This is a genomic window from Carnobacterium gallinarum DSM 4847 (assembly GCF_000744375.1).
Classification (GTDB): Bacteria; Bacillota; Bacilli; order Lactobacillales; family Carnobacteriaceae; genus Carnobacterium; species Carnobacterium gallinarum.
In genome coordinates, this window is sequence record NZ_JQLU01000004.1 from 126,693 (window position 1) to 153,235 (window position 26,543).

20 protein-coding genes are annotated in these 26,543 nt (G+C 35.6%); 19 read left to right on the forward strand and 1 reads right to left on the reverse strand.

What is annotated here, in order from left to right:
• Positions 1–2: 2 nt before the first annotated feature.
• The 10 genes from def to BR43_RS03380 all read left to right on the forward strand — a co-directional run bounded on the left by def (position 3) and on the right by BR43_RS03380 (position 13,713).
• Positions 3–497 (forward strand): peptide deformylase, encoded by a 495-nt coding sequence (gene def, locus BR43_RS03335; protein ID WP_034559471.1) that lies wholly within the window; start codon positions 3–5, stop codon positions 495–497.
• Complete coding sequence (gene fmt / locus BR43_RS03340) at positions 494–1,450, forward strand: methionyl-tRNA formyltransferase (RefSeq protein WP_034559473.1); 957 nt, start codon at positions 494–496, stop codon at positions 1,448–1,450. Before def ends, fmt begins: the two co-directional genes overlap by 4 nt.
• A complete protein-coding gene (gene rsmB / locus BR43_RS03345) occupies positions 1,443–2,831 on the forward strand; it encodes a 16S rRNA (cytosine(967)-C(5))-methyltransferase RsmB (RefSeq protein ID WP_051933797.1) in 1,389 nt (462 codons plus the stop codon). Before fmt ends, rsmB begins: the two co-directional genes overlap by 8 nt.
• Positions 2,832–2,861: 30 nt before the next feature.
• Positions 2,862–3,605 carry a Stp1/IreP family PP2C-type Ser/Thr phosphatase gene (locus BR43_RS03350; protein WP_034559475.1) on the forward strand — a complete coding sequence of 248 codons (744 nt, stop codon included), beginning with the start codon at positions 2,862–2,864 and terminating at the stop codon, positions 3,603–3,605.
• Positions 3,606–3,610: 5 nt separating this feature from the next.
• The gene (gene pknB, locus BR43_RS03355) at positions 3,611–5,632 is read left to right on the forward strand and encodes a Stk1 family PASTA domain-containing Ser/Thr kinase (protein WP_034559477.1); all 2,022 of its coding nucleotides are present in this window, start codon (positions 3,611–3,613) and stop codon (positions 5,630–5,632) included.
• A 135-nt stretch (positions 5,633–5,767) separates the two neighbouring features.
• The gene (locus tag BR43_RS03360) at positions 5,768–6,184 is read left to right on the forward strand and encodes a hypothetical protein (protein WP_034559479.1); all 417 of its coding nucleotides are present in this window, start codon (positions 5,768–5,770) and stop codon (positions 6,182–6,184) included.
• 15 nt (positions 6,185–6,199) lie between these two features.
• Complete coding sequence (locus BR43_RS03365; RefSeq protein ID WP_051933798.1) at positions 6,200–11,239, forward strand: DUF4132 domain-containing protein; 5,040 nt, start codon at positions 6,200–6,202, stop codon at positions 11,237–11,239.
• A gap of 244 nt (positions 11,240–11,483) precedes the next feature.
• Positions 11,484–12,380 (forward strand): ribosome small subunit-dependent GTPase A, encoded by an 897-nt coding sequence (gene rsgA / locus BR43_RS03370; RefSeq protein WP_034559481.1) that lies wholly within the window; start codon positions 11,484–11,486, stop codon positions 12,378–12,380.
• Positions 12,381–12,411: 31 nt separating this feature from the next.
• Complete coding sequence (gene rpe / locus BR43_RS03375; protein WP_034559483.1) at positions 12,412–13,062, forward strand: ribulose-phosphate 3-epimerase; 651 nt, start codon at positions 12,412–12,414, stop codon at positions 13,060–13,062.
• Positions 13,063–13,713 (forward strand): thiamine diphosphokinase, encoded by a 651-nt coding sequence (locus tag BR43_RS03380; protein ID WP_034559485.1) that lies wholly within the window; start codon positions 13,063–13,065, stop codon positions 13,711–13,713. It begins immediately after the preceding gene.
• 121 nt (positions 13,714–13,834) lie between these two features.
• Here the strand turns inward: BR43_RS03380 and rpmB are convergent, their stop codons facing one another.
• Positions 13,835–14,023, reverse strand: coding sequence for a 50S ribosomal protein L28 (gene rpmB / locus BR43_RS03385; RefSeq protein WP_034559488.1), 189 nt, complete (start codon positions 14,021–14,023; stop codon positions 13,835–13,837).
• 339 nt (positions 14,024–14,362) lie between these two features.
• On the opposite strand from rpmB, the gene BR43_RS03390 reads away from it, so the two are divergent.
• The 9 genes from BR43_RS03390 (at position 14,363) to smc (ending at position 26,338) form a co-directional block, all read left to right on the forward strand.
• Positions 14,363–14,725 (forward strand): Asp23/Gls24 family envelope stress response protein, encoded by a 363-nt coding sequence (locus BR43_RS03390; RefSeq protein WP_034559490.1) that lies wholly within the window; start codon positions 14,363–14,365, stop codon positions 14,723–14,725.
• Between the two features lie 61 nt (positions 14,726–14,786).
• Positions 14,787–16,457, forward strand: a complete 1,671-nt coding sequence (locus tag BR43_RS03395; protein WP_034559491.1) for a DAK2 domain-containing protein — start codon at positions 14,787–14,789, stop codon at positions 16,455–16,457.
• Between the two features lie 35 nt (positions 16,458–16,492).
• Positions 16,493–17,158, forward strand: coding sequence for an L-serine ammonia-lyase, iron-sulfur-dependent subunit beta (gene sdaAB, locus BR43_RS03400; protein WP_034559494.1), 666 nt, complete (start codon positions 16,493–16,495; stop codon positions 17,156–17,158).
• Between the two features lie 145 nt (positions 17,159–17,303).
• A complete protein-coding gene (gene sdaAA / locus BR43_RS03405; protein ID WP_034559497.1) occupies positions 17,304–18,176 on the forward strand; it encodes an L-serine ammonia-lyase, iron-sulfur-dependent, subunit alpha in 873 nt (290 codons plus the stop codon).
• 4 nt (positions 18,177–18,180) lie between these two features.
• Complete coding sequence (recG, locus tag BR43_RS03410; RefSeq protein WP_034559499.1) at positions 18,181–20,235, forward strand: ATP-dependent DNA helicase RecG; 2,055 nt, start codon at positions 18,181–18,183, stop codon at positions 20,233–20,235.
• Between the two features lie 128 nt (positions 20,236–20,363).
• On the forward strand, positions 20,364–21,404 hold the full coding sequence (gene plsX, locus BR43_RS03415; protein ID WP_034559502.1) for a phosphate acyltransferase PlsX: 1,041 nt from the start codon (positions 20,364–20,366) through the stop codon (positions 21,402–21,404).
• 135 nt (positions 21,405–21,539) lie between these two features.
• The gene (locus tag BR43_RS03420) at positions 21,540–21,782 is read left to right on the forward strand and encodes an acyl carrier protein (protein WP_034559505.1); all 243 of its coding nucleotides are present in this window, start codon (positions 21,540–21,542) and stop codon (positions 21,780–21,782) included.
• A gap of 264 nt (positions 21,783–22,046) precedes the next feature.
• A complete protein-coding gene (gene rnc, locus BR43_RS03425; protein ID WP_034559510.1) occupies positions 22,047–22,745 on the forward strand; it encodes a ribonuclease III in 699 nt (232 codons plus the stop codon).
• 20 nt (positions 22,746–22,765) lie between these two features.
• Positions 22,766–26,338, forward strand: a complete 3,573-nt coding sequence (gene smc / locus BR43_RS03430; protein WP_034559513.1) for a chromosome segregation protein SMC — start codon at positions 22,766–22,768, stop codon at positions 26,336–26,338.
• The last annotated feature ends 205 nt before the right edge of the window (positions 26,339–26,543 follow it).

Genomic DNA, 26,543 nt, shown 5'->3' on the forward strand with positions numbered 1-26,543 from the left:
AAATGGCATTATTACCAATAGTCAAATATCCAGATGACATTCTTGAAAGCCCAACAGCTAAAGTCACTGAAATTACAGATGAAATTTTACAACTATTAAGTGATATGTACGACACAATGATTGAAAATGATGGAATTGGAATTGCTGCGCCACAAGTTAATCAAAGTTTGCGTATTGCACTAGTTGAATTAGATGAAGAAACGGGTTTGTTTGAAATGATTAACCCTGAAATTATCGAAAAGGAAGGCTCAAGTATTGATGTAGAAGGCTGCCTTAGCTTTCCAGATGTATATGGTACTGTTGAACGAGCTGAGTATATTGTTGTTCGCTTTACCGATCGTTTTGGTGATGAATATGAGGTTGAAGCAGATGGCTATTTAGCTAGAGCTTTTCAGCATGAATTAGAGCATTTAGATGGCCAACTATTTACTGACAAAATTATCGATCATATTGATCCTGAAGCCTTAGATGCGTATATGGAGGAACATGAAGAATGACAAAAATTGTATTTATGGGAACCCCAGCATTTTCAGTGCCAATTTTAGAAGCATTGATTGCACATGAGGAATACGAAGTAGTAGCTGTTGTTACACAACCAGATCGACCAGTTGGGCGTAAGAAAGTACTTACTCCAACACCGGTTAAAGAAGCAGCTGTAAAACAAGGAATCATGGTGTTACAACCTGAAAAAATTAGTGGTTCAGCCGAGATGCAAGCAATCGTTGAATTGCAACCAGATTTAATCGTCACTGCAGCTTTTGGTCAATTTTTGCCACAAAGCTTATTAGATGTACCTAGACTAGGTGCGGTTAACGTTCATGCTTCGTTGTTACCGAAATACCGTGGTGGCGCACCTATTCATTATGCATTAATCAACGGTGAAACAGAAACCGGCGTAACGATTATGTATATGGAAAAGAAAATGGATGCCGGTGATATTTTAGGGCAACGGACATTAAGTATTACATCAAAAGACGATGTTGGAAGTTTGTTTGAGCGATTAAGTATTGTTGGTCGTGATTTATTACTAGAAACGTTGCCACATCTAATCGCAGGAACGATTCAACCCATCAAACAAGATGAAGCTCTAGTCACGTATTCACCAAATATTTCACGAGAAGAAGAAGTTGTGGATTGGGGAAAAACGGCGACAGAGATTGATTGGAAAGTCCGTGGCATGCGTCCGTGGCCAGTAGCTTATACTATGTTACAAGGCAATCGTTTAAAGATATGGGATGTTACTCCTATGGTAGATGAGAAAACAATAGAAAAACCTGGGACGATTATTGCTCTTGAAAAAGAAGCTATTCTAGTGGCTTGTGGAGCTGGAACGGTTTTACGATTAAATCAAATTCAACCAGCTGGAAAAGGCAAATTAACTGCTGGTGAGTTTTTACGAGGCGTTGGTAGTCAATTAACTGTTGGAGAAATGGTGGGACAAGATGCCTAAACAAGAAAATGAAAAGAAACCTGAAATTCAAAAACGCAATACAAAAAAAACAAGTCGTTATTTAGCAATGGAAATTTTAGATAAAACTGAAAAAAATGGGGCATACTCAAACTTACTTTTAAACGAGTCTATTCAAAAAAATAAATTAAGTTCAGCAGATGCTGGTTTATTGACTGAATTAGTATATGGCGTGTTGCAACGTCGCTTAACACTTGATTTTTATTTAGCTGATTTTTTAAATGAAGATAAAAAAATTGATTCATGGGTCCGTAATTTATTGCGTTTATCCATTTATCAAATGATTTATTTAGACAAAATTCCACAACATGCAATCCTTTTTGAAGCTGCAGAAATTGCGAAGAAAAAAGGACATGTAGGCGTTAGTAAATTTGTAAATGGTGTGTTGCGTAATGCAGAGCGTCGTGGTTTTAAAGACTTAGATAAGATTGAAAATGATGCTGAACGTTTAAGTTTAGAAATTAGTATGCCGTTATGGTTAGTTGAAAAATTCATTCAACAAATTGGTTTTGACGAAACTCGAGAGTTGGGAGAATCCTTATTAATTCCAAGTCGTGCTAGTGCTAGAGTTAATCAACGTTATTTAACGGTTGATGAAGCATTGGAGGCCCTTGAAGAAGAAGGCTTTGCCGTTCGCAAAAGTGAAATTACGCCTGATGCTGTCATTAGTGATGGTGGTCATTTTGCCTCTTCTCCTCTATTTACATCAGGTCAGTTGACAATTCAAGACGAAACATCAATGCTTGTAGCACCAGCTATGCAAATCGAATCTCACCATCAAGTATTAGATGCTTGTGCTGCTCCCGGTGGGAAAACAACACATATTGCTTCGTTCTTATCTAAGGAAGCTGGCGGAAAAGTTACAGCGCTAGACTTGCATAAGCATAAAATAAAATTAATCAACGAAAATGCTGCTCGTTTACATGTAGATGATGTTGTAGAAGGCGTTGTTTTAGATGCTAGAAAAGTCGATGAATTATTTGAAAATGAAACATTTGATCGGATTTTAGTAGATGCTCCTTGTTCAGGTTTAGGTCTAATGCGTCGGAAACCAGATATTAAATATACGAAAAAAGAACGGGATTTGCTTAACTTACAGAAGATTCAATTAGAAATTTTGGAAAGTGTTGCACCAAAATTGAAAAAATACGGTATAATGGTCTATAGCACATGTACAATTACAGAAGAAGAGAATAGTCAAACAGTTGAACAATTTTTAGCCTTACATCCTGAATTTGAAAAGACAACGATTTTAGTTGATGATACGCTTAAGCCTTGTCTGGATGATGAGCTGCTACAAATTTATCCTCATGATTTTGATACAGATGGATTTTTTATCAGCTGTCTAAAAAAAGTAAACTAGAAATTATGAAGATTTGAATGAGGTGGAGAAATGCACGTTGTATTTCATAGTGATGTCGGAAAAATAAGAAAAAATAATCAAGATTTTGCTGGACAATTTGACAATCAAGTTGGCTTAAAGCTAGTTGTTGTTTGTGATGGAATGGGTGGTCATAAAGCTGGTGATGTTGCTAGTGAAATGGCTGTTTCACATCTGGGTCATGCTTGGGAAGAAACCAATTTTACAACTGCTGAAGAAGTGACTCAGTGGATGTTAAAACAAATTAGTCTTGAGAATGAAAGAATTGTTGGAAAATCAAATCAATTTTCTGATTTAGATGGAATGGGAACAACATTAGTTGCAGCGGTTTTATTTGAACATGAATTGGTGATTGCTAATATTGGGGATAGCCGCGGTTATTTATATTCCAATCAAAAATTAATTCAGTTAACGGAAGACCATTCTCTTGTAAATGAGTTGGTGAAAAGTGGCGAGATTACGTCAGAAGCAGCCGCAAACCATCCTCGAAAAAATGTATTAACTAGATCATTAGGCGTTTCTTCTGAAATCGATATTGATATTACCATATTCCAAATTTTACCAGAAGATATTTTATTACTTTGTTCTGATGGTTTAACCAATATGGTGACAGATGATACTATTTTAAACATTTTAAGTGAGAAAATTTTACTAGAAGATAAAGTGGAATCGCTAGTAACGCTAGCTAATGAACAAGGTGGAGCTGATAATATTACGGTTTTATTAGCTGATTTTGCCATGAGAGAGGAGCAATAACGTCTATGGAAATAGGTACAAAATTAAGTGGACGCTATAAGATCATTGGTACTGTCGGTGGCGGTGGTATGGCAAATGTCTATTTAGCCCACGATTTAATCTTAGATCGAGATGTAGCAGTCAAAGTACTGCGATATGACTTTAGAGAAGATAAAGATATTATTAGACGTTTTCAAAGGGAAGCTCTTTCTGCAACAGAATTAGTTCATCCGAATATTGTCAGTGTTTACGATGTTGGTGAGGAGGATAATTTCCAATATATTGTCATGGAATATGTACCGGGTACAGATTTAAAAAAATATATTGTGCATCATTTTCCGATTCCATACCAAAAGGTCATTGATATTATGGAGCAAATCCTTTCAGCCGTATCGGATGCCCATAGAAATCGGATTATTCATCGTGATTTAAAGCCACAGAATGTGTTGATTGATGAAGCGGGAGTAGTAAAAATTACTGATTTTGGAATTGCCGTTGCATTATCAGAAACATCAATTACTCAAACCAATTCACTACTAGGTTCGGTACATTATTTATCACCAGAACAAGCTCGTGGCAGTATGGCAACAAAACAATCAGATATTTATGCGTTGGGAATTATTCTCTATGAATTGTTGACAGGGAATGTACCTTTTGAAGGAGAATCGGCAGTATCTATTGCCTTAAAACATTTCCAAGAAACGGTTCCGTCGGTCAAAGCTTTTGATGGACGCATTCCGCAAGCTTTAGAGAATGTTGTGTTAAAAGCAACTGCTAAAGAAGCCAGCGATCGCTATCAATCAGCAGAAGAAATGTCAGCCGATTTAACGACAGCTTTATCTCCACAACGAGCGTCTGAACCTAAGTTTGAGCCAGCAAGTATGATGGAAGATACAAAAATTTTGACGCCGATTCCTGTAGTTGAAGAGGAAGAAGCTTCGATAGTTGAGTCTGAGACACCAAATGAGAATGAAAAAGTATCCAAAACGAAAAAATCTAAAAATAAGAAAATCGTTATTTTTTCTATATTAGCGGTCGTTTTATTACTCGTTGGTGGATTCTTCGCCATTGCTATGAGTGGTCCTAAAGATGTGAAAATTCCAAATGTAACAGGATTAACCGAGGATCAGGCAACTTCAAAACTAACAGAGGCAAAACTAAAAGTTGGTGAAACTTCTCAAGAAGCTAATTCAGATGTTGAAGAAGGCAAAATCATTCGTACAAATCCTAAGGGTGATCGTACGGTTAAAGAAAACACAAAAATTGATCTAATTGTGAGTACTGGGAAAGCAACTGAAAAATTCGGCAACTACGTTGGGGAAGATTTCCAAGTTGTCAAAGCCAAACTAACAAATGCAAAGTATGATATCAAAACGCCTGTAGAAGTCTTTAGTGACAGTCCAAAAGGTCAAATTATCGAGCAAAATATACAAAGTGGTCAGGAAGTTGTTCCTAGTGAAACTCAGATTATCTTTACAATCAGTAAAGGGGAGCAAGGTTATGTAATGCCAGACATGTCTACGTATAGTAAAAAAGATGTGGATGATATTGCATCAGCGCAAGGTTTAAAAGCTACGTATAATTATGACTACTCCAATACTGTAGCGGCTGGTTTAGTAATGGCGCAAACTCCACAAGCTGGTGAGACGGTTTTCCGTGGAGACTCGATTTCGGTTACATTATCTAATGGACCAAAAGAAGTTCTAGTTAATTCTGTAACTAAAAAATTAACATTAACGTATGTTGCGAAGAAAACAAGTTCAGCGACAGCTGAAAATAGTCAAACAACTACTGATTCTACTAGTGATAGTGGAAATAGCAGTTCAAGTAGCAGTAGCTCTTCTAGTGTAGCTCCAGTCAATGAACCAAGTAAATTTGAGGTTTACATTGAAGATGAAGAAAATAACTTTAATTCGCCAGTGATTACAAAAACAATTACAGCGACTGAAGTAATTGATGTAACGTTTAAGATTAAAGAAGGTGGAACAGCACGTTATAAGATTTTACGTGACGGTGTTGAGATTGAATCTAATACAGTGACACAATAGAGATAAGTGTCAGAAGTTTCTTTTGAAGGGTGGGGTATACCCACTTTTTAGGAGAAGCTTTTTTTATTTAGCTTTAACAGATATATGGACTATGATAAAATATAAAATCAATGAACTAAAGAAAGGATTGAAAAAGTGAAACTTTATACGCAAGTAAAAGCATTAGGCAAACGGCGTCCAGTCTTAGAATTACAAACAACTGAATTAACTAAAATAAGAACGTTAGAAGAAATTTTAACAGAACTAGTCACTCAAAACGTAACGGAGTTCAATCAAAAGCCGGTAGATCAACTGGTTTTTCACTATTTGATTGATAATGATCTAGAAGAGGCAGCCGGAAATGGAAAAATTGGTTTTGGTAGAAAGCAAAGTGAGAAACAACAAGACGTTCAGCTAGCGATTGAGAACGCTTTACAAAGTTTTAAAGATGGAATTTATTTAGTCTTAATCAATGATCAAGAAATTACAGATTTAACAACGCCTTTAAGTTTAAAAGAAGAAGATGTTTTCACGTTTATAAAATTAACCATGCTATCAGGACGCATGTGGTAGAGAGTAGGAAGTAAGATGGAAACAGTAGCAGAATATCAGGAACGATTAGAGCAGAAAACAGCAGATTTAACTGGATTTGCCCAAGAATTAGCGAAACAATATATTTGGTTAGAAACAAAAAATTACGATGGATATATATATACTAAAACGATTGAAGAATTTAAACGATTAATTCAGACATCTAAAGCAAAAACAATCACTGAATTATTTGACTTAGGCTTATTTAAATTAGTAGTTGCCATTGTTGGAAAAGAAAAAGCGCCAGAAATACAAGAGATGTGTGAAGCGTTAAAAGATCAACAATTTCAATATGGAATTTATCGTCGTTCCTATCATACATTAGATCCTATTCGTCATCATGCAGAATCGATTATTTACTTACTTTATAAAATGGAATTAAATGTCCAACAAGACATACTTAAAATTGGTAGAAACTTACATCAATATGATATAAACGGCTACTGTTATACGGTCTGTACAGACAAAAAAACGAAAGAAGTAAAAACAACGACTGTTTATTTAGAAGCTAAGCTAGCGTTAGAACTAACTAAAAATAATCCTCAAGCACTAGAATTAATCGACGATTATTTATTTAGTGAAAATAATACTATGCTAAATCGCTCGATTCTTATAGCGATTATTAAAAGTGGCAATCCTGTCTGCTTAGAATCTCCAAGCAAGCTTTTGTTAGCAGCACAACGTCAAGAAGGTTTACGCCAAAGTATTCTTGAAGCAGCCGATTCAGGATCCGTTGAAACGTTGCTCTTCTTCATGAAACTCATTCGTGAAAATGATTTAATTCGTTTCTCAGCAGTTCAAAGAGCCGTAAGCACTTGGACGGGCTTAGGTTATAACGTTGAGGATAAAAAAGTAATCGTTAAATTATTGGACTTATCCTATGAAGCATTAGTGAATCCAGAGTTAATTGATTCATATATTGCTAGTGAAGATATGATTCAAAACTATGCCGGACTTTGGGCAGCTGCGACACGTAATCATGAAGAAACAGTTCCGTATATTGAAAAATTAGTAACGCAGAAAAAGCATCAACAGTTAAGCGCTCTTTATTTCTTAATGGGTTTTGATCAATCAGAATTTCAATTTCAATTAGTTGAACAATTAATTCTAACAACTGATGATTTAGATGTACTAACCTTTGCTATGCAACATGTTGTTAGTCAAAGGGTCTATTTAAATCAAAATTCTGATAGTAATCAAAGGTTTACTAAATTTTTAGAAAATAATAACTATGTGAAAACTATTTCTCCAGAATTTTATCAGCGTTTAGAGAGCCTTCTAGAAGCAACAAATGGAAAAACCTATGAAGTTGTAGGAAAACCTTTTCCATGGATTGCCATTGCGTTAACGCAAGAATCTATTTACGAACGCTTGATTTTAATTGCTAAGGCACAAGAAAATCAAATTTGGCTGGAACATTTAATGAACCAAGGAAGTAAAATGACTCCTGAAAATCGGAGCTATCTATTATTTTTAGAATGCTCGCCGCCGAAAACAGTGAGAAGTCGAGAGTTCCTTTTTGAAGCATTAAAAGATCGTAGTAGTAGCAATCGCGACACAGCTTTAAAAATTATTAAAGAGTTACAACTGACACCAGAAGAACTAGTTAAAATTGAAGATATGTTAGCGTTAAAATCTGGAGTGATTCGTCAAGCTTCGCTAGAGATTCTTCAAAAAAGTTCGGCTCATCAAATAAACGAAATAATAGAGCGTTTGTTAACAGATAAAAAGCAAGAAAAGCGTTTAGGCGGGCTTGATCTAATTTTACAGTTAAAAAATAATCAACAACTAACTTCTGAGGAAATTCCACAACTCATAAGTTATATTCAAAAACCAACGGCGAAAGAGTTAAAACTGATAGATGGATTTCAAATACAGGAAGCATTTCGCTATAGTCGCAGTAATGGCTTTGGTTTGTATCAAGCAGAGTATCCAACTCCTAATATTCCAGCGCTAGCAACGGATGCTAATGGAACGCTGAAACAATTTTTTGCTTTTGATGTAAAAAAATTAAGCGCCAAGCTAAAAAGTTTATCTGATTTGATTCATCAACATCGAGAATATGAGTATGAATCAATTATTATAAGGACAAAAGAAAAAATCAGCGAAATTCTTGGTAGCGATGATGGTATCGGTATCTTGTATGAAAAATACGATGAACATGCAGCGACTAAATCTATCTTAAATTATCCCTTAGGCGAAATTTGGTTAGAATGGATGAAAGCAGAAAATATCACCTTGCTTGAGCTAGTTCAACTTGATTTTTGTGATGGTGATAATTATTATCGTTTTTTATCTTGGAAAGAAGGACTAACGAAAGAAGCGCTTAAAGAAGTTGGTTTATTTTTTGATTTAGATAAGATGGAAGCCATCAATATACTTGCGGCTGATTTACCTTATATCAATACTATTCGAAAGATTCTAGATTCAATCTATTTAGAGCTAAAAGCAACAGATATTCAACTAAATAGCAAGACTATATCACCCTTTGAGTTATTTTATAGATTAAAATGCGAAGTACTAGCGAGTATCCCAGTTGAAAAATGGATTCATAATCCTTGTGTTTTTCGTGAAAATCATTATAGAAATGAAATTTACGACTATAGCAATATTTCATTTATTAGGAACTTATCTTATTATTTAAAAAATTCTGTTGAAACAGCTAAAGATTTTGCTAATTTAGTCGCAATCAGGCAAGAAGAAACGTTTCGCGCGCAAGTAAAATTAGATCAAGAAGGTAAGCAAGAACAGACTGGATTTGTTGGAATGACACTTGCTGATTTTGGACGAGCGTTAGATGAAAATCTGTTACCAAAAGATGCTCTTTTTAAAGAACTATTTCTGCCGAAAAGACGTGTAACGATTGTATCAGATTTACTTAATCCTCGTTGGAATAAAGAGGCATTTAAGAATTATCCGGCTTTAAAAGAATTTAAGACAATCTTTAGCGAGCGTGTTCTTGAAATTGAGTTAACACGAGGTGACTCTAAAACAGAAGTCAGTTATCTAGCGAATCAGGTGAAGGAAGTCTATGGTGTGGATCATTTTATTGATATTATTGCTAGTTTAGAAGGTGAAAAGTTAGTTAGAGGTTATATTTCGGGACATAGCTATACGAAACGTGAGATTTTCTCTAGTCTTTTAAAAAGCACTAGACCAAAAGAAACGGATACTGTTGCTGATCTAAAAGCCAATCTAAAACGGTATAAGATTACAGAGCAACAGCTGATCGAAGCCATGCTTTATAATCCAAGATGGATTGAGCTAGTGAGTGATTATCTTGGCTGGAAAGGTCTAAAAAGCACAGCTTGGTATTTTACTGCCCACAGCTCAGACTATCGAAGTCAATTTGAACTGGATCAGATTGGACGTTATTCTGAAATTGAAAATGATGATTTCCAAGAAGGAGCCTTTGATGTTCGCTGGTTTAATGAGGCTTATCGTGAGATTGGCAAGAAACGTTTTGAACAAATTTATGATAGCGCCAAATATACATCTGATGGCAGCAAACATCGTCGCTCTCAGCTATATGCAGATGCTTCGCTAGGAAAGTTAAAATTAAAACCATTATTAGCGGAAGTTGCAGATAAACGTAACAAGGATAAATTACGCAGCTTAGGATTGATTCCTTTAAATAAACGTAATCCAGTCAAAGATGCATGGCAACGTTATAATTATTTACAAAAATTCCTTAAAGAAAGCAAACAATTTGGTGCACAACGTCGGGCAAGTGAAGGGAAGGCCAGTCAGATTGCCTTAGAAAACTTAGCACGTAATGCAGGGGACGGGGATGTCACACGTTTTAGCTGGCGAATGGAAATTTTCGATTTACACGAACTGCAAAATTATTTTATACCAAAAGAAATTGAAGACGCTAAAGTTCATTTAGAAATCGACGATCAAGGTTCAGCTTCTATTCAAGTTGAAAAAGCAGAGAAAAAACTAAAAAGTATCCCAGCCAATTTAAAAAAAGTACCTTATATTGTTGAGCTACAAGAAATTCGTAAAAAGCTTAAAGAGCAATATCGTCGTTCACGTAAATCATTAGAGCAAGCGATGGAAAAAGGAATTGAATTTGAAGCTGGGGAATTAACCGCTTTGTTACAACATCCAGTTATTCAACCAATGTTAGATAAATTAGTAATTCTTGGTGGCAAAAATGACTATGTTGGTTTCTTAAGTTCAGAAGGAATTCGCAATGTTGAAAAAGAGCTAGTCGAATTGCCAGCTGATACTCTTGTGCGAATCGCTCATCCGTATGATTTATATCAAAGTGGCAAATGGCGACAAATTCAGCATATCTTATTTGAAGAGGAGATTGTCCAACCCTTTAAACAAGTCTTTAGAGAACTGTATTTGCCTAATGAAGATGAAAAAGCAACAAAAGAATCTAAACGTTATGCAGGTCATCAGATTCAGCCACAAAAAACAGTTGCCCTTTTGAAGAATCGTGATTGGGTTGTGAGTTATGAAGATGGTTTAAGAAAAGTTTATTATGAAGAGGATATCATTGCAACATTGTATGCAATGGCAGATTGGTTTTCCCCAGCAGATATTGAAGCACCAACAATTGAAGGGGTACTTTTCTATCACCGTAAAACGGGCAAACGTTTATTTATGGAAGAGGTGCCACCGCTTATTTTTTCTGAAGTGATGCGGGATATGGACTTAGTAGTCAGCGTGGCTCATGTAGGCGGTGTTGATCCAGAAACAAGTTTCTCAACAATCGAAACTAGAGCAGTTCTAGTAGAAGAATTAAGTAATTTACTGAAATTGGATAATGTACATGTTAAAAAACATCATGCGCTTATCAAAGGTCAACTAGCTGAATATTCACTACATCTAGGAAGTGGAGTCGTACATCAAATAGGTGGACGGATGATTCCAATTCTAGCTGTTCAATCGCAACATCGAGGTCGTTTGTTCTTACCTTTTGTAGACGAAGATCCACGGACAGCAGAAATTATGTCAAAATTGATTCTGTTAAGCGCCGATCAAAAGATTAAAGATCCAATGATTTTAGAGGCAATTCAATAAAAGAGAGTGCATGAACTAAAATTGGAAAACAATTTTGTTTCATGCGCTCTCTTTGTTATAGTGGTTGATAGAAAATAGAGATTAGTTTGTATCTATTTATCTGTAACAAGTAATTCTAAAATTTCTGCTTATACTGAGAGGGGACTCTCTTTTATTTTAAAAATTTAACGAAAATAGTTGCAATATTGGAAGGCATTAAGTAGAGTAAAGGGGAGCGAGTTTAAACGAAAGAGGAGTGGATTTTTTGCCAAGAGGTCAAATAAGAAAAGCCTTAAGTGGATTTTATTATGTCTATCATGATGGAGTAACTTATCAAACAAGAGGTAGAGGGAATTTTCGTAATCGATCTTTGACTCCTTTAGTTGGAGATGAAGTTATTTTTGAAAGTGGCAATCAAGATGAAGGTATTTTAAAAGATTTATTGCCGCGAAAAAATGAATTAATTCGTCCAACTGTGGCTAATGTTGATTTAGGCGTTGTTGTGATGTCAGCAATTGAACCTAATTTTTCAACGAATTTACTAGATCGTTTTCTAGTAACCTTAGAAAGCAAACAAATTAAAGCGTTGATTTATATAACAAAGATTGATTTGTTGACTGTAGAGCAGTACCAAGAAATGCAGCAAATGAAGGCAGCTTATGAAAAAATTGGGTATTCAGTGATTTTGCCTGAAACGGAATTAAATCAAGCCCCAATTGCAGAATTAACGCCTTATTTTAAGAATCAATTAACGGTGTTTATGGGGCAATCTGGAGCAGGAAAGTCAACTTTGTTAAATCAGATTGCACCAGAGTTAGCATTGAAAACTGGTGAGATTTCTAATGCATTGGGACGTGGAAAACATACGACTAGACATGTGGAATTAGTACCTTTGTATGACGGTTTAGTAGCCGATACTCCTGGGTTTAGTTCGATTGATTTTTTAGAAGTAGAAGTCGATGAGTTACCAGAATTATTTCCTGAATTTGTAGCGGTCCAACATGATTGCCGCTTTAGAGGGTGTAAGCATCGAAATGAACCAGGCTGTCAAGTTAAAACTGAAGTAGAGTCAGGTGAGATTTTGGAATCACGCTACAAACATTATTTGCAATTTTTAGAAGAAATTGAAAATCGTAAACCTAAATATGGTAAAAAAAATTAACTAAACTAAAATGAGAAGTGAGGAAACTATAATGAAGATTGCACCATCAATTTTAAGCGCAGATTTTGCTAATTTAGAAAGAGATATTCAACTTGTTGAAAAAGGCGGAGCAGATTATATTCATGTGGATGTAATGGACGGGCATTTTGTGCCAAATATTACTTTAGGGCCAAATATTGTTTCGGCAATTCGCCCAGCAACAAAATTACCGTTAGACTGTCATTTAATGATTGAAAATCCAGAAAAATATATTGAAGATTTTGCCAAAGCTGGCGCAGATATTATTACGGTTCATGTGGAAAGCACACCTCATATTCATCGTGCCATTCAAATGATTAAAAATGCAGGTGTCAAAGCTGGAGTAGTTTTAAATCCTGGAACACCTGTTGAAGCAGTGAAACATGTACTTGCTGAATGCGATATGGTTTTAGTTATGACGGTTAATCCTGGTTTTGGTGGTCAAAGTTTTATTGAAGAAATGTTAGCAAAAATTACTACATTAAAAGAATTGAGAGAAGGAAAGAACTATCATTATGAAATTGAAGTTGATGGTGGAATTTCACCTGAAACAGCTAAAAAATGTAAATTAGCTGGAGCAGATGTTTTCGTAGCAGGTTCTTATATTTATAATGCTGAAAATCCAAATGAACAAATTCAGAATTTAAAGGATGCGTTGATTTAAATGAAAAAAAGAGTAGCTCTTTTAGTTGGTGGACCAGAAAAGATGATTCCTGACTTTAGTCAGATTGAAGCGATAGAAACAGAATGGATAGGTGTTGATCGAGGCACATTACGTCTTCTAGCTAAAGGAATCAAACCAGTAATCTCCTTAGGCGATTTTGACTCCATTACTTCAGAAGAACTACGCTCTATTCAAGAACAAATTCATGATGTGCGGATTTCAAAAGCTGAAAAAGATGAAACAGATACAGAAATGGCAGTTGCTGTTGCGTTAAATGAGTTAAAGGCAGATGAGGTTATCATTTATGGAGCGACTGCTGGGAGAGTCGATCATCTTTTAGCAAATTTATGGATGGTGTTACAACCACGCTTCAAACCACATGCTAGTAAGATTAAATTAGTGGATACTCAAAATACGATTACGTTTTATTTGCCAGGTGAGTATGAAATTTCCAAAGAAGCAAATAAAAAATATTTAGCATTTGTTGGATTAACTGCCATTAAAAAATTAACGCTGTATGATGAAAAATATCAATTGACGGAAGCTAATTTTGATTATCCTATTTCGTTAGCTAGTAATGAGTTTGTTGGGGAAACGGGACGTTTTTCGTTTGTGGAAGGTGTTTTAGCTGTTATTCAAAGTAAAGACTAAGAATGAAGTGAAAAAGGTTGAAATTCGATAGCGTAATGCTGATCTGATTCCAACTTTTTTTATTTTTTGATACAAAAAAAGAACCTAGCTTATAAAAAACAAGGTTCCTCATTTATTTAGATTAAACACGTTCAACTTTACCTGATTTAAGTGCGCGAGTAGAAACCCAAACTTTTTTAGGTTTACCGTCAACTAAAATACGAACTTTTTGTAAGTTAGCTTTCCAAGTACGTTTGTTAGCGTTCATTGCATGCGAGCGGCGATTTCCGCTTTTAGTCTTACGACCAGTAATAAAACATTCTTTTGCCATTATTCTTACCTCCTTTGCCGATATCTCGAAGCAAAGCTTCAATACTCATACTTCAATAATTTATCATAATTACATTCATTTTGCAATAGTTTTCTTTCAAGTATTTTTACTTGACAGGTTTTATTTAACGAGAGTAAGAAGACGTGTTGCATTTTAATTTGTTCCTTTAAGCCGAAAGCTTCTGATAATCACATGAAAAAAATAATAAATGTACTCTAAAATGACAAAAAGATAAGATAGACAGATAGTTTCATCAATTATCCTTTTAAAAAGGCAGTAGCTATGATAAAATATAGAATAGTAATTTATGGCTTAAAAGCCAAAAGGAGGACTTTCAAAATGGCAGTTAAGATCAAAACACAATTTGGTACAATCGATATTACAAATGATGTGATTGCAACAGTAGTAGGTGGGGCAGCTACAGATATATACGGTATTGTAGGCATGGCTAGTAAAAATCAAATTCGTGATAACTTAAATGATATTCTAAAAAAAGAAAACTATTCTCGTGGCGTTGTGGTCAGACAAGAAGAAAATGGAGTTGCTGTTGATGTATTTACAATTGTCAGCTATGGAACAAAAATTTCAGAAGTTTGTCGTAATGTACAAGAAAAAGTAAAATACAATTTAGAAACAATGCTAGGTGTTTCTGCTAATGCAGTTAACGTTTATGTTCAAGGCGTTCGCGTCATGCAAGACTAATTTCAAATAATAGTCATTGTCACTTATTTAATGAAACGAGTGACTAAGGAGGATAATATCGGTGGAAGTAACAAAATTAGAAGGTAAACAATTTCAAGCAATGGTAGCCATTGGTGCCAAACGCTTAAATAAAAATGCTGAATTTGTGAATTCATTAAATGTTTTCCCAGTGCCAGATGGCGATACTGGAACAAATATGAATTTATCAATGACAAGTGGAGCAAAATCAGTTAATTCATCAACTTCAGATGAGATTGGTGAATTAGCAAATGCCTTATCAAAAGGCTTATTAATGGGCGCTCGTGGTAATTCAGGCGTAATTTTGTCACAATTATTTAGAGGATTCTCTAAGTCAATTACTGGAAAACAAACAATTAATGCGAAAGAATTTGCAGCTGCATTTACAAGTGGTGTGGAGACAGCTTATAAAGCAGTTATGAAACCAGTTGAAGGAACAATTTTAACTGTTGCTCGTGAATCAGCTAAAGCAGGCGAAAAGAAAGCTAAAGATACAGATAACTTAGTTACTGTAATGGAAGCTGTTGTTCGTGGTGCAAAAAAATCATTAGCTAAAACACCAGATTTACTTCCAGTACTTAAAGAAGTGGGCGTTGTCGATAGTGGTGGACAAGGACTGTTATTTGTCTACGAAGGATTCCTTGAAGCACTAACTGGAAATGTTGTTGCAGAAGATTATTATCAGCCAAATGAAAAAGAAATGACAGAGATGGTGAATGCTGAGCATCACCGTAGCGTTTCTAACCATATTGCGACAGAAGATATTAAATATGGCTACTGTACAGAAATTATGGTTCACATTGGTGAGGGCGAAACTGTGGATAGTGAATTTGACTATGAAACATTCCGTAATCATTTAGATGGCATTGGTGATTCTTTACTAGTTGTTGCAGATGATGAAATCATTAAAGTCCATGTTCATACAGAACATCCAGGTGAAGTCATGAACTATGGTCAAAAATTCGGTTCATTAATGAAAATTAAAGTAGACAATATGCGTTTACAACATGAAACAATTTTAGACCATGAAAAAGAAGCTCCAGCACCTGCTGCTAAAGCACCATACGGTATTATTGCGATTGCTGCTGGTGAAGGCGTGCAAGAATTATTCAAGAGCTTAGGCGCCAACTACATCATTAGTGGTGGTCAAACAATGAACCCAAGCACAGAAGATATCTTAAAAGCTGTTGCAGAAGTTCATGCTGAAAAAGTCATTATTTTACCAAACAACAAAAATATCTTTATGGCTGCAGATCAAGCAGCAGAAGTTAGCGATACGCCTGTTGTTGTTGTTCCAAGTAAAACAATTTCACAAGGAATGACTGCTATGTTGGCCTTTAATGATGCCAATGATTTGGAAACAAATAAAGCAGACATGACGGCTGAATTAGAAAATGTTGTTAGTGGTCAAGTAACCGTTGCTGTTCGTGATACGACGATTGATGGTGTTGCCATTAAGAAAAATGATTTCATGGGAATTATTGAAGGGAAGATTAAAATCTCTCAACCAAATCGCCAAGAAGTTACAATTGCAACGTTAAAAGAAATGATTACAGATGATAGTGAAATTGTTACAATTATTTTAGGTGAAGATGGCAGCATGAGTGAAGCAGAAGAGGTTGTTGCGGCAATCGAAGCTGAATATAGCGATGTTGAAGTTGAACTTCACAAAGGGAATCAGCCGGTTTATCCTTATATTTTATCTGTTGAATAGTCTTTATTTGGCACAATAGAAAAGAGGAAATGAAAATGGCACAACGTTATCATAGTGTTTTTGATATTATTGGCCCAGTGATGGTGGGTCCTAGTAGTTCACATACTGCAGGTGCCGCTCGAATTGGGAAAGTAGTTCAAAATATTTTTGGGAGTACGCCAAAAAAAGTTGATATTTATTTGTATGAATCTTTTGCCAAAACCTATCGTGGGCATGGAACGGATATTGCTTTAGTTGGTGGTTTATTAGGGATGGATCCTGCAGATGAACGCTTAGCTGATTCAATTGAAATAGCTAAAGAAGTGGGAATGGATGTCCGATTTATTCCAACTGACGAAAAAGCTGAGCATCCTAATTCAGTCAGAATGATTGTGTCTAATGACGAAAAATCATTATCAGTCTTAGGAATTTCAATTGGTGGTGGGAAAATTCAAATCTCTGAGGTAAATGGTTTTAAAATCCAATTGGAAGAGAATCAACCTACATTTTTAATTGTTCATCAAGATGTTCCAGGAATCATTGCTCAAGTTTCTAATATTTTAGCTGACAAAGGGATAAATATTGGCACCATGACGGTCTCTCGTGAATCGAAAGGTCAACAGGCGATTATGATGATTGAAATTGATCAATATGAAGTTGGAGAAACATTGACGGAATTAAGACAAGTCGATCATATCAAACAAGCAAGTTTCTTTAAATAAACGGATTTTAAAAGCTGGACAAAGACTCTTTGTTCAGCTTTTTGCCATGATTCTTGCGTAGCAATAATCTTAGAAGTATAATGGATTAATTAGCAAGCTGGCAAGTAAGTGTTGGCTAGAAATTATGATTAGGGAGTAATGAAGAATGTTTCAATCAATTAAAGAATTAGTGGAAGAAGCCAATAAAGTCGGTAGTATTGCCGAAGTGATGATTCAATTAGAATCAGTTACTACAAGAATGCCTCGTGAAGAAGTTATTAGTAAAATGGAGCAACAGCTAGCCGTTATGGAAAGTGCTGCTAAAAAAGGCAATGCGGGTGTAAAATCAGCAACTGGATTAACAGGCGGCGATGCAACTAAATTAGAAGCCTATTTAGCTGCTGGAAACTTTTTAAGCGGAGAAACCATTTTAATCGCTGTTCAAAATGCGATTGCTACCAATGAAGTAAATGCGGCAATGGGTTTGATTTGTGCTACGCCAACGGCAGGTAGTGCAGGCGTTGTTCCTGGCGTTTTATTTGCTGCAAAAGATCGATTAACTATGGATCGTGATGCCATGGTACGCTTTTTATTTGTTGCAGGAGCATTTGGATTAGTCATTGCTAATAATGCTTCAATTAGTGGAGCAGAAGGTGGTTGTCAAGCAGAAATCGGCAGTGCTAGTGCGATTGCTAGTGCCGCGTTAGTCGATGCAGCAGGGGGAACACCTGAAATGTGTAGCGCGGCAATTGCGATGGTTTTGAAAAATATGATGGGGTTAATCTGTGATCCAGTAGCGGGTTTAGTGGAAGTACCTTGTGTCAAACGTAATGCTCTAGGTGCCTCACAAGCAATGATATCAGCAGATATGGCTTTAGCGGGGATTACTAGTGTCATTCCAACAGATGAAGTGGTTGAAGCGATGTACAAAGTCGGAAGACAAATGCCGGCAATCTTTAAAGAAACAGCAGAAGGAGGGTTGGCAGATACGCCAACAGGACGTGAAATCAAAATGCGTATCTTTGGTCAGTCTGTATAATTAAATGGAGAAATCAATTTATGATCCTGTTGAGCTTTTGCCGCAGGTTGGACCAAAACGCTTAGAGGCGCTTCATCAATTGGGTATTTATACGATCCTAGATGTTTTGTCTCATTATCCTTTTCGTTATGAAGATATTCAGGTCAAGGATTTAGCTGAAATTGAAGATCAAGAAAAAGTAACTTTAAAAGGTAATGTAGTCTCTGAAGCGGTTTTAACACGTTTTGGACCTAAAAAAAATCGTTTGGTTTTTCGTTTGGCGATTGATCATGCGGTGATTGCTGTTTCTTTTTTTAATCAGCCTTATTTGAAAAGTAAAATTATAGCCGGGGAAGAACTGGCGGTATTTGGCAAATGGGATGGCAAACGTAAAAGTTTAACTGGAATGAAAATTCTAGGTGTTGCTGCGAATGATGAAGAATCATCAAATTATGAATCCATTTACAGTACAAATAAAGGCATCAAGCAAAAGACGATTTTTCAATTAGTAGAGAACGCTTATGAACGCTATCAAGATGTGATTCCAGAAATTATTCCGACTTATTTAAGAGAAAAATATCGTTTAATTCGTCACTGCGAAGCGATTTATGGAATGCACTTTCCGACAGAAGAAGAACAAACAAAGCAAGCGAGACGTGAAGTTGTTTTTGAAGAGTTCTTAGTTTTTCAGATGAAGATGCAAGTTTTACGAAAACAGGAAAAAGCTGTTGGACGCGGTACAGCTATATTATACGATGTTGCTGCATTACGACAGTTTATTACCTCGTTACCATTTGAATTAACGAAGGCTCAGAAAAGAGTAGTAAATGAAATTTGTGGTGATTTAAGACAGTCCTTACATATGCATCGTTTGTTACAAGGTGATGTAGGGAGTGGTAAGACAATTGTTGCGGCAATTGCTTTATTTGCCACGGCTGATGCAGGTTTTCAAGGTGCATTAATGGTACCAACGGAAATTTTAGCTGAGCAGCATATGGAAAGTCTATCCCAGCTGTTTGAAGCTACAAATGTCAAAGTTGCTTTGCTAACGGGTTCAACAAAAACTAAAGAGCGACGGGAGATTTTAGCGGGGCTTGCGACTGGAGAATTGGATGTTATTGTTGGAACGCATGCCTTAATTCAAGAAGATGTGCAATTTGCTCGATTAGGTTTGGTTATTACGGATGAGCAGCATCGTTTTGGTGTAAATCAACGTCGAATTTTAAGAGAAAAAGGTGAACATCCAGATGTGTTATTTATGACAGCGACACCAATTCCTAGAACGTTGGCAATTACAGCATATGGTGAAATGGATGTATCCGTCATCGATGAATTACCTGCTGGACGGATTCCGATTGAAACAACATGGACAAGACCGAAAAACTTTGAACTCACATTGGAGTTTATTGAACGTCAGCTAAGAAAAGGCTCTCAAGCATATGTTATTTGTCCGTTAATTGAAGAGTCTGAAAGTTTAGATGTGAAAAATGCAACAGATATTTATGAAAAACTTTGTTACTATTATGAACCAAAACAGTTTAATGTTGGCTTGCTTCACGGGAAGATGAAACCGGCAGAAAAAGAAGCAATTATGGATGCATTTAAAAATAACAAAATTCAAGTTCTTGTTTCAACGACGGTCATTGAAGTTGGTGTAAATGTCCCTAACGCTACGACGATGGTAATTTATGATGCAGATCGTTTTGGTTTATCACAATTGCATCAACTTAGAGGTCGAGTTGGACGGGGAACAAAAGAATCTTATTGTATTTTAGTTGCGAATCCTAAAAATGAAACTGGGATTGAACGAATGAAAATTATGACAGAAACTACGGATGGGTTTGTATTAAGTGAAAAGGATTTGGAGTTAAGAGGTCCGGGTGATTTGTTTGGCAATAAACAATCCGGTGTTCCAGAGTTTAAAGTAGGTGATATTGTTGGTGATTTCGGTGCTTTAGAGGCTGCGAGACAAGAAGCAGCAGCATTAATTAACCAAGAAAACTTTTTTGACAATCCAGACTATGCACCTTTAAGACGTGAAGTAGGTTTAGAAAATATCAGTGCGTTAGATTTTGATTAATAGATAAAAACTCTTTTTTGTGAAAAAAACAAAAAGTGACAGAGGTTTTTTTACTTTCAAGTAATTGATAAATATGCGATAATAAAGTAGTAAATGAATGATACTCATGTCAGTAGGAGGCAACTAAATTGAAAATTGCAGTAGACGCAATGGGTGGCGATAACGCACCTCAAGTGATTGTAGAGGGCGTTATGTTAGCCGCAAAAGAATTTAATGATATTGAATTTATATTATATGGTAAGGAAGAGGCAATCCGGACCTATCTAACCGATGAAAAAAATATAAAAATTGTACACACGGATGAAAAAATCAATAGTGATGATGATCCTGTTCGTGCAGTGCGTCGTAAAAAGAATGCATCTATGATTTTAGCTGCTCAAGCAGTAAAAAATAAAGAAGCTGATGCGTTGTTCTCAGCGGGAAATACAGGAGCGTTATTAACGGCGGGCTTACTAATTATTGGTCGAATTAAAGGAATTGATCGCCCAGGATTAATGCCAACCTTACCTGTTGTGACGGGTGAGGATCAAGTCTTTAATTTAATGGATGTTGGGGCAAATGCCGATACAAAACCTGAAAATATTTTACAGTATGCAATTTTAGCCAGTTATTATGCTAAATTTGTTCGTGGAATAGATAACCCAACAGTTGGACTATTAAATAACGGAACAGAAGAGAACAAAGGAAACGATGTTACCAAACGTGCATATGCGTTATTAAATGCTGAAAAAGAAATTAATTTCATTGGGAATGTTGAAGCTAGAGAATTATTAAATGGTGTAGCCGACGTAGTTGTGACAGATGGATTTACTGGAAATGCAGTACTGAAAACTGTTGAGGGTACAGCAATGTCAATGATGAAACTATTGAAAAATGCAATTTATGGTAGTGGGATTAAAGGAAAAATTGGCGGAGCTTTATTAAAAACGAGTTTAACTGAAATGAAAGATAAGTTAGATTATTCACGTTATGGTGGAGCGGTTTTATTTGGAGTGAAGGCACCTGTTGTGAAAACCCATGGCTCAACAGAAAAAGAATCAGTTTACTTTACCATTCGTCAAATTCATGAAATGTTGAATTCTCATGTTATTGATGATTTAGTTACGTATTTTGATCAAAAGGCTTTAGAAGAGGCTGAAGCTGCTAAAGCGGAAGATGTTGAAGGATAAAGGTTTGTTTAGCGTCTAGTAAAAAAAGGTGGACAAATCCGTCACTTATCAGTAAAATAATGATGATACGGACTATTCAATCTGAAAATTGACTGAATGAATTTAAAATGAGAATTTGATAATGGAGGTGTAACTGTGTCTCAAAATGAAACTTTTGATAAAGTAGCTAAAATTATTGTAGAACGTTTCGGCGTAGATGAAGAAAAAGTAACAAGTGAACTAACTTTTAAAGATGATTTAGGAGCAGATTCATTGGATATTGTTGAGCTTGTAATGGAGCTTGAAGATGTTTTTGGAACGGAAATTTCTGATGAGGATGCTGAGCAAATCGCAACGGTTGGCGATGCTGTTAAGTATATTGATGCTCACCTTAGTTAATAAAAACAAATGACATGCTAGATAGACATCTGTGTAATTAGGTGGCTATCTAGCTTCTTTTAACTTCCAGAATAGTTGGAGTCAAAATTTTCTTTATGATATAATTAGGAGATTTAAAAGCTAGAATTTACTTGATTTATTAGAATGAAATTTTAAGTTTCTACTCGATTTATGAGAAATAGCTTTTTTTTAGTGGAAAAATTTTATTTTTAAGGGAAAACCAAGTATAATAAAGAAGTTCTGATTGATGGAAGGAGTGTTACAATGAATGAAGAATTTTTAAAAGAACTAAAAACTAAATTTGGGATTACATTTCAAAATTTAGCCTATTTACAAGAAGCTTTTACCCATTCATCATATGTGAATGAGCACAGGGATTGTCACATTCAAGACAACGAACGTATTGAATTTTTAGGAGATGCTGTTTTAGAACTTACAGTTTCTCGTTATTTATTCGATCATTATCCAACATTACCAGAAGGCAAACTAACCAAATTTCGTGCACGTATTGTTTGTGAGGCGAGTTTAAGTCAATTTGCAAAGGAATATGGTTTTGATCAATACATCCGTTTAGGTCGTGGTGAAGAACGAATGAACGGTAGAAATCGTCCAGCGTTGTTATGTGATTTATTTGAATCGTTTATTGGTGCCTTGTATTTAGATCAAGGTGTTGAAGCTGTTTTAGAATTTCTAAAACAAACGATTTTTCCTAAAATTGATGCCGGTGCTTTCTCCCATGTGATGGATCATAAAACGAATTTACAAGAATGGTTGCAACAAAATGGTGAAATTGTGATTGAATATACATTACTTGAAGAAGTCGGACCTGCACATGAGAAAGAATTTATTGTGGAAGTTGGAGCTGAAGGGAAAGTATTAGGTAAGGGGCAAGGAAAAACTAAAAAAGCTGCGGAACAAGCGGCTGCCGAAAATGCGTTATATATTATTCAAACAAGTAAATAATGGAAGGAGCCACGTCAACAGTGCATTTAAAGAAAATTGAAATTGCTGGATTTAAATCTTTTGCAGATAAAACGACAATTGAATTTGTGAATGGAGTTACTGCTGTTGTAGGACCTAACGGAAGTGGTAAAAGTAATATTACCGAAGCTATCCGTTGGGTGCTAGGAGAACAGTCTGCAAAAAGTTTGCGTGGTGGTCGAATGAACGATGTCATTTTTGCTGGTTCAGAGTCTAGAAAGCCGCTTAATTTGGCAGAAGTTACTTTGATACTAGAAAATGAAGATCACTTTTTGCCGTTAGATTTTAGTGAAATTAGTATTACTAGAAGACTGCATCGCAATGGCGATAGTGAGTTTTATTTAAATAAACAAGCTTGTCGTTTAAAAGATATTGTTGATTTATTTATGGACTCTGGTTTAGGAAAAGAATCTTTTTCAATTATCTCCCAAGGGAAAGTTGAAGCGATTTTTAATAGTAAACCTGAAGATCGTCGTGCTATTTTTGAAGAAGCAGCTGGCGTATTAAAATACAAAACGCGTAAAAAGAAAGCGGAACAGAAGTTATTTGAAACAGAAGATAATTTGAACCGCGTGCAAGATATTGTCTATGAACTAGAAGACCAAATTGAACCTTTACGTGAGCAAAGCAGCATTGCAAAAGATTATGTGATGCAAAAAGAAGAGCTTAGTGAAGTTGAAATTGCTTTGACAGCTGTAGAAGTAGAGTTGCTAAAAGAAAAATGGCTAGCGAATAAAGAGCAAGCTGAAAAATTAAGTATTGAGATTAGCGAAGCTCGTCAAGAATTGCAGACGGCTGAAGAAACAGTAGCTCATTTGCGCGAAAAACGTCAATTAATCGATAACCAACTAGATGAAAATCAATCGAAGTTAGTTTCAATGGTTCAAGTTTATGAACAGACAGAAGCTCAGAAAAAAGTTTTATCAGAACGTAGTAAAAACACACAAGAAAATCGCCAACAATTAGAAGAAGCTAAGTTAAAAATTGAAGCTAAAATTCATCAAGTTACACAAGAATTAGCTGAATTACAACGTGCTTTAGCTGAAAAACAAGAAAAAGAAAAAGAATTACGGCAAGAATTGCAAGAAGCTGAAAAAGAACGAAATCTATTGACGGAAGATAGTTCTATTACAATTGAAACACTACGTGATGATTATGTCGAATGGATGCAAAAGCAAACTACCTTACGTAATGAGCAAGGTTATTTGGAAAAAAGTTTTTTACAAGTTTCACAGAAAAATATGAAATCAGATGTAACGGTTCGGACATTGGAAGAGGATATTGCGGAAGCAACGAAACTTTATGAAGCCAATCAAGCGCAGTTAACGACGGTTCAAAAGAATTTAGCAAGCAAATTATTAAGTCATCAAGAGATTCAAGTAGACTTACAAAAAAATCGTTTTGATTTAGAAAATCATGAACAAAAAATGTATGAAGCCATGCGTTTAATGCAACAAGCTAAAGCAAAACGAGATAGTTTAGCTGATCTGAATGAAGATTATGCAGGATTTTATCAAGGGGTTAAAGAAATATTACGACGTAAGCAAGAAATTGGTGGAATTGTCGGAGCTGTTGCTGAATTAATCGAGGTTCCCAAACAAACAGAATTAGCCATTGATATTGCCTTAGGAGCTGCTAGTCAAAATGTAATTGTTAAAGATGAGGAAAGTGGCCGTAAAGGGATTACTTACTTAAAACAAAAACGTTTAGGTCGCGCAACATTTTTACCATTAACTACGATCAAACCTAGACATTTACCTAGTTCGATTGAAGCCACAGTTAAAAATAATCCAGGCTATTTAGGTATTGCTAGTCAACTTATTCATTATCCAGCATCAATTGAAAATGTGATGCACAATTTATTAGGAACGACAATTGTGGCACAAGATTTAAATTCAGCAAACCAGATCGCTCGTAGTATTCAATTTAAATACCGTGTAGTCACTTTAGAGGGCGATGTTATGAATGCTGGTGGGTCTATGACCGGTGGTGCGAGTAAAAAAGGCAATCAAGGAAGTATCTTTGCTCGTAAAAATGAATTAACTAATTTAAATCAACAAATTACAGCGATGGAAACGACTTTAGAAGCTAAAGAAATTGAAGTTCGTACACTAAAACAGACAGTCAAAAAACAAGAACTAGAATTAGAGGAATTAAGAGTTATTGGTGAGAAAGAACGATTAAACGAACAACAGCTAAAAAATGATGTTCAATTATTTTCTGAAAAAGTCAATCGCTATACCCGTGAGTTAAAAGCTTACACATATGAATCTCAAGAGGCCCAAGAAGAAACTGAGCATTATCATCAACGGACTGCTGAAATTGCAACAGAAATGACCGAGATTCAAACTGAAATGGATAAGATTAATTATCAGATTGAACTGATTTCCTCTGAAAATGAAAAACGCTCACAACTTCAAGAGTCGGCTAACCAACGAGTTCATGAAATGACGGCTAGTTTAGCTGTTGCAAAAGAGCAAGTAACAGGTTTAATCAAAGAAGAGCAACGCTTAAAAGAAGCGCTACAAGTTGAAGAAGATACATTAGCGACTAGTACGTTGCAATTAGAAATGATGATTAATAGTGATGGCAGCCATCAACTTTCTCAAGAAGAACTAGTTGAAAAATTAACTCAAATTCAAACGGAAAAAACGGCCTTTGAAACAGCTATCAATCAAATGAAAGAAGAACGTTCTCAATTAGAACTGGAAATTGATGAATACGATCGCACCGTTGCTGCGAAAAATAATCAGCAACATCATTTGTTGGAGCAACGTTCAAAAGCTGAAGTAGCCATGAATCGTCATGATGTCGAGATTGAGAATCGTTTAGCTCATTTAAGTGAAGAGTATGGCTTAAGTTTTGAATTTGCCAAGCAGAATCATCAGTTAACACTATCAATTGAGGATGCACGACAAAAAGTTAAATTATTAAAACGCAGTATTGAAGAACTAGGCTCTGTTAATATTGGTGCTATTGAGGAATTTGACCGTGTGAATGAACGTTTTACTTTCTTAACAGAACAACGAGATGATTTGTTAACAGCAAAAGCAAGCTTGTTTGAAACAATGGATGAAATGGATGAAGAAGTAAAAAAACGCTTTTCAGAAGTCTTTGATGCGATTCGTGATAAATTCGCCATTGTCTTTCCGAAGATGTTTGGTGGTGGTTATGCTGAGTTGCGTTTAAGTAACCCAGAAGATCTATTGAACACAGGAATTGAGATTATCGCCCAACCGCCAGGGAAAAAATTACAAAATTTAAGTTTACTTTCTGGTGGTGAGCGTGCCTTTACAGCAATTGCATTATTATTCGCAATTATACAAGTTCGTCCGGTGCCATTCTGTATCTTGGATGAAGTTGAGGCTGCTTTAGATGAAGCCAATGTGGCACGATTTGGACGTTATTTAAACCAATTTGAAGGAGATACCCAGTTTATTGTAATTACTCACCGCAAAGGTACAATGGAAGAAGCCGATGTTTTATACGGTGTTACTATGCAAGAATCTGGAATATCAAAAATTGTTTCAGTTCGTTTAGAAGAAGTTGAAGAAAAAGGGTTAGTCAGTAGCTAATGAAGTAGATAGATGTTAATGAGAAATCATTAACATCTATTTTGGTTATCCATAAAAATTCAAAATCAGTCTCACGGCGGATGGCAATAGTTTTTAAAAAAGGTACACTAAATAGGGATTTATTATAGAAAAAGTCCCTACTTTCGCAATTAATAGTTCACAATTGTAGGAATAAAACGTATACTGAATAGGATGAAACTATTAG